We start from the raw sequence: 295 nt of genomic DNA on the forward strand, positions 1-295 counted from the left end.
GGCGAACAGGATGTCGGCCCCGTATCAGGCGCTTGCGACAGCGGACGGATATCTGACGATCGGAGCGAACAATCAAAAGCTCTGGGGCCTCCTTTGCGAGGTGCTCGAGCTTCCGCAGCTCCGCGAGGATCCGCGATTCGCGGACAACAACAGCCGTATGGCGAACCGCGCGGAGCTGGTTGGTGCCCTCGAGGAGCGGCTGGCGGAGGCGGGCACGGACGAATGGGTGACGCGGCTGCTGGAGGCGGGGGTTCCGGCCGGGCCGATCCGTGACTACCGGTATGTGCTCGAGGAG

General features: G+C 66.4%; 1 protein-coding gene. It reads left to right on the forward strand.

What is annotated here, in order from left to right; genetic code table 11:
• Positions 1-295: CoA transferase (locus SB658_RS23075; RefSeq protein ID WP_410602591.1), on the forward strand; the 295-nt coding region annotated here is incomplete at both ends.

Source organism: Bacillus sp. SIMBA_008 (genome assembly GCF_046535495.1).
Taxonomy (GTDB): Bacteria; Bacillota; Bacilli; order Bacillales; family Bacillaceae; genus Bacillus; species Bacillus subtilis.